4 protein-coding genes are annotated in these 5,135 nt (G+C 71.2%); 1 reads left to right on the top strand and 3 read right to left on the bottom strand.

The features are described from left to right. The 3 genes from LB823_RS23420 to LB823_RS23410 all read right to left on the bottom strand — a co-directional run. Window positions 1-1,412, bottom strand: a 1,412-nt coding sequence (locus LB823_RS23420) for a SpoIID/LytB domain-containing protein (RefSeq protein ID WP_224652140.1), incomplete at its 3' end; no start/stop codon positions are given. 303 nt (window positions 1,413-1,715) lie between these two features. Further along, complete coding sequence (locus LB823_RS23415; protein ID WP_224652138.1) at window positions 1,716-2,573, bottom strand: HAD family hydrolase; 858 nt, start codon at window positions 2,571-2,573, stop codon at window positions 1,716-1,718. After that, window positions 2,566-3,330: a 1-acyl-sn-glycerol-3-phosphate acyltransferase gene (locus LB823_RS23410; protein WP_224652137.1), complete on the bottom strand. Its 765-nt coding sequence runs from the start codon at window positions 3,328-3,330 to the stop codon at window positions 2,566-2,568. The genes LB823_RS23415 and LB823_RS23410 overlap by 8 nt, the downstream gene beginning before the upstream one ends. A gap of 101 nt (window positions 3,331-3,431) precedes the next feature. Here LB823_RS23410 and LB823_RS23405 point away from each other — a divergent pair, with 101 nt between their 5' ends. Next, window positions 3,432-5,021 (top strand): Rieske 2Fe-2S domain-containing protein, encoded by a 1,590-nt coding sequence (locus tag LB823_RS23405; RefSeq protein WP_224652134.1) that lies wholly within the window; start codon window positions 3,432-3,434, stop codon window positions 5,019-5,021. Window positions 5,022-5,135: the final 114 nt, after the last annotated feature.

The following is a 5,135-nucleotide window of genomic DNA, read 5'->3' as shown; positions in this document are numbered from 1 at the left end:
GCGGCCGGGGCAGCCGGGGCCGCGGCGACGGCACCCGCCGAGGCGGTGGGCGTGGTCGCGCCCACCGGGGCGGACTGCGCCGCGTTGGGGGCGGTCGGGACCGGGTTGAACGGGTCGACGGGGGCCGCCACGATCGGCTGGTCCACCACGCGCCCGGGGACCGGGGCCTGGTTCGCCGTCGACGGTGCGGTGGCCGCGCCGGGCGTGCTCGGGGCGCCGGGCGCGGGGGCCGCGGCCGGGGCCTGGCCGTCGATGGTGAACCAGTCCGAGCGCAGGCCCAGCTTCTTACGGACCTCGTCGCCCTTCGCGGTGACGGTACGGTTCGCGCCGACGATCTCGACGGCCTCGACGCGGCCGGCCTGCGCCGACTGCGTCTTGACCACGCGGATGGACTTGAACGCGCCGACGCCGAACTCCTGCGCGATCTTCGCGGTGGGGACCTTCTGGGTCCAGTTCTTGAACGGGGAGACGACGTCGCCGTCGTCCTTGACCGCCGTGAAGTCGCCGCCCGCGGTGAAGCCGCCGGTGGAGCTGGAGAACTCCGTCGAGACGGCGTAGCCGTTCTTGGCCATGACGAGGCCGGCGGTGCTCGCGACGGCCTTGTCGGTGCGCGGGTCCTCCTTGCCGGCGCCGCCGTAGACCTGCGAGTCCTGGGTATCGTTGTAGCGGTCGCCGCGCTTGGCGCCCTCGGCCAGCGCGTACGAGCGGGCCGCGATCGCCTGGGCGCGCAGGGCCTCGTAGCCGCCCTGGTCCGCCCACTCGACCTTGCTCTCGACGGGGACCACGCCGCGGACGTAGTCCTCGATGGTGACCACGTTGAAGACCTTGCCGTCCTTGGCCGCGATCGCGCCGCGGTAGGTGGCGTTCGTGCCGCAGAACTTCAGCAGCTCGCCGACGGGGCGGTTCGCCTCGGCGTTGAGCGGGGCGATGGTGGCGTCGTCGCCCGCGGGGATCGTCTTGACGACGGGGCCGCCGCAGCCGGTGGTGATGACGGCGTTGCCGCCCTCGAGCCGCACGGCCTGGCCGGGCGCGACGGGCTGGTCGCCGATCTTCGCGCCCGCCGGGGCCAGCACGTTCGCGGCCTTCTGGGTGGTGAGCTGCACGCGGACGGGCAGATTGGTATCGGCACGGGAGAGCTGCGAGCCGCCGTAGTAGTGGGCGACGATCTGCTCGGCCATCCAGCCTGACTTCGCGTAGCCGAACGCGCCCCACTGGCCGAGGCCGCGGCCGTGACCGTTGCCCTGTCCGGTGAAGGTCACGTCGCTGCCGGCGGCCAGCGCGGGATCGCCGACGATGTTGGTGGTGCTGAGCAGCGCGGCGGCGCCGCCCACGGCCAGGGCCGGGAGCAGTGCGAGCGCGACGGTACGCCGTCCGCGGCGGCGACGAGGTCCGCCGTCGATCCACACGGGCATGGCTTCTCCTTAGCTCGACGCAGGTGAGCCGTGCCCGGGAACGGCAAAGCTCAACGTGAGGTCGAGACTAACACCATCTGCAACATTCGTCACGTGAGCAACATTTGTCACATCGGTCACAGGAGGGGTCTGCGTGGCGCGGAGTAGCCCGCGGGGGGCGATGCGTCGCGCGCATCGACCGATCGAGCAATCAGGTCATCTACCTGCGCAAACGGAGGGTATGCGCGGCGCGCATACCCTCCGCGAACGACTACAGGGCTCCACCCGGCCAGGGCACGCGCCCACGCCGCACGGTCGCACGAGCTAGAACCAGCGCTCCAGCACCCGCGCGACGCCGTCGTCGAGGTTCGTCGCGGTCACGGTGTTCGCGGCGCCGCGGGCCAGCGGGTGGGCGTTGCCCATGGCGACGCCCATGCTCGCCCAGCGCAGCATGGCGGCGTCGTTGGGCATGTCGCCGAACGCGGCGGTGCGGAGCTCGCCGGTGAGGCCGAGGTGCTCGATCGCCAGCTGGATCCCGGTGGCCTTGGTGACGCCGGGGACGTGGAACTCGATGAGCCCGTTGTTGGTGGCGTAGGTGACGTCGGCGAGGCCCTCCAGGTGCGGGGCGACGCGGGCGTGCATCTCGTCGGAGGTCATACCCGGCTGGCGGACCAGCAGCTTCACCGCGGGGTGCGCGAGCACCTCGGCGTCGGCGGCGGTCACGGTGTCGGGCTCGAGCCAGGCGTGCTGGTAGCCGGTCGACGCGGCGAACCGAGGCGTCGCGGAGTCGTGCTCGCCCTGCGCCACCCGCTCGGCGGCGAAGCCGGCGCCCGGCAGATGCCGGTAGACCAGCTCGGCGACGGTCTCCAGCAGCTCCGGCGACATCAGCGCCGCCGAGACCACCCGGCCCGAGCCGGTGTCGTAGAGCACCGCGCCGTTCGCGCACACCGCGAGCGGCGCGAAGTCGAGCTGCTCGGCGATGGGGTCGACGGCCCGCGGCGGGCGCCCGGTGGCCAGCACGAAGTGGCCGCCGGCGTCGCGGACCGCGTTCACGGCGACGTGGGTGCGCAGCGTCAGGCGCTCGTGATCATCGACGAGCGTGCCGTCGACGTCGCTCGCGACCAGGATCGGCGCGGCGCCGAGCGTGTCGAGACCCGGCGCAGTCGATGGCGCCTCAGGCACCGTCGGCCTGACGTTCCTCCCGGGCGCGACGGCGCTCGTCGAGGTCGGCGGCGTCCATGGCGTCCGCCTCCTCCAGCGTGGGCGCGGTGCCGCCGAGGCGCGCGGGCACCCAGGGCTCGCCCTGCGGGTGCGGGCCGTAGAGGTCCTGCAGCTGCAGCAGCATGGCCTGCATCGACTCCTTGAGTCGCGCGGTCAGCTCGTCGGGCGGCCCGACGGGGTCGAGCGGGTCGCAGACGCCGATGACGACGCGGAACTTGTTCCGGCCGAGCTGCTTGGGCAGGCCCTTGGTCCAGACCTGTTGCGCGCCCCACACCACGACGGGGACGATCGGCACGTTCGCCTCGATCGCCATGCGCGCGGCGCCGGATTTGAAGCCCTTGAGCTCGAAGCTGCGGCTGTGCGTCGCCTCCGGATAGACGCCGACGAGCTCGCCGCTCTTCAGCGCGTCCACCGCGGCCTGGTAGGCGGTCGCCCCGGCCTCGCGGTCGACGGGGATGTGCCGCAGCGCGCGCATGATGGGGCCGGTCTTGGAGTTGTCGAAGACCTCCTGCTTCGCCATGAACCGCACCTTGCGGTGGCCGGCCTCGTCGGCGGGCTTCCCGGCGAACGGGAAGTCCAGGTAGCCGGTGTGATTGATGGCGACCACGGCACCGCCCGTGCGGGGGAACTTATGGAAGTCCACCTCGGTGAACTTGATGCCCTGATAGGCCCACATGCCGCGGGCCACCTTGATGATCGTTCCGTAGACGGGTTCCACACCGTCAGCGTAGCCGCGCGGTCGTCTCCACGGTGTGTCAGCCGGTACGCCGAGCGCCCATTACGCTGTAGCGGTAACGAACACAGGCGAAAGGCTCCACAGTGCAGGTCACCAGCGTCGGGCACGCGGGTTTCCACGTCTCCACCGCCGCAGGCACCATCCTGTGCGATCCGTGGGTCAACCCCGCGTACTTCGGGTCGTGGTTCCCCTTCCCGGACAACACGCAGCTGGACTGGAAGGCCCTGGGTGACGTCGACTACCTCTACGTCTCCCACCTGCACCGCGATCACTTCGATGCGCGCAACCTCGCCGAGAACGTGAGCAAGGACGCCACCGTCCTGCTGCCCGACTACCCCGTGCCGGACCTGCGGCGTGAGCTGGAGAAGCTGGGCTTCACGAAGTTCTTCGAGACGCAGGACTCGGTGAAGCACACGCTCAGCGGCCCCAAGGGCGAGCTCGACGTGATGATCATCGCCCTGCGCGCCCCCGCGGACGGCCCCATCGGCGACTCGGGCCTCGTCGTCTCCGACGGCGAGACGGTGCTGTTCAACATGAACGACGCCCGCCCCGTCGACATGGAGGTGCTCGACGAGTTCGGCGGCATCGACGTGCACCTGCTGCAGTACTCGGGCGCCATCTGGTACCCGATGGTCTACGACATGCCGAAGGGCTCCAAGCGCCGCTTCGCCGAGCAGAAGCGCCAGCGCGGCATGGATCGCGCCCGCAGCTACGTCGACCAGGTCGCCGGCACCTGGGTCGTGCCGTCGGCGGGCCCGCCCGCCTTCCTCGATCCCGAGCTGCGCTACCTCAACGACGAGGGCCGCGTGGACCGCGAGACGATCGGCGGCGACCCGTCGAACATCTTCCCGGACCAGATCACCTTCCTGGAGCAGATGCGGGAGAACGGGAACGACGGGGGCCTGCTGTTCATCCCCGGCACCGTCGGCGACTTCCGGGGTAAGGAACTCGTTTCGCTCACGCACCCGGTCTCCGAGGCCGAGGTGATGGACATCTTCGAGAACAAGACCGCGTACCTGGACGCCTTCGCGGCGCGCCAGGCGCCGGTGCTCGAGGCCGAGAAGGCCACCTGGGCGGCCGACGACGGGGTGCCGCTCCTCGGCGCCCTCAAGGCCAAGTTCGAGCCGATCATGCAGGCGTCCGCGCTGATCAGCGACGGGATCGGCTACGCGGTCGGGCTGGAGATGGCCTCGCCCGACGGTGCCGTCGAGACCGTGGTGCTGGACTTCCCGAACCGCACGGTCCGCAGCCCGGAGGAGGGCGACGGCAAGTACCGGTACGGCTTCCGCATCGCCGCCGAGCTCGTCCGCACCGTGCTCCGCGACGACGAGCCCGACTGGGTGAACACGATCTTCCTGTCGACGCGGTTCACCACGTGGCGCATCGGCGGCTACAACGAGTTCCTCTACACCTTCTTCAAGTGCCTCACCGACGAGCGGATCGCGTACGCCGACGGCTGGTTCTCCGAGGCGCACGACGACACCGCGTCGACGGAGCTCGACGGCTGGGAGGTGCAGCGCCGCTGCCCGCACCTGAAGGCCGACCTGTCGAAGTTCGGCGTCGTCGACGGCGGCAAGCTGACCTGCAACCTGCACGGCTGGCAGTGGGACCTCGAGTCCGGCCGCTGCCTCACGTCGAGCGGGCACGAGCTGCGCGCGAAGAAGCTGACATGAGCGGGCCGCGGCGTCCGCGCAACAACCGGCAGCGCGTCGAGGACTACTACGGCGTGCACGACACGGGCATGGGCTCTCGCCCGGCGCCCGCCGCACCGCACGCTCCCCCGACGG

The organism is Tsukamurella sp. M9C, from assembly GCF_020169415.1.
Classification (GTDB): domain Bacteria; phylum Actinomycetota; class Actinomycetes; order Mycobacteriales; family Mycobacteriaceae; genus Tsukamurella.
This window is presented reverse-complemented; position numbering and strand designations above follow the sequence as displayed.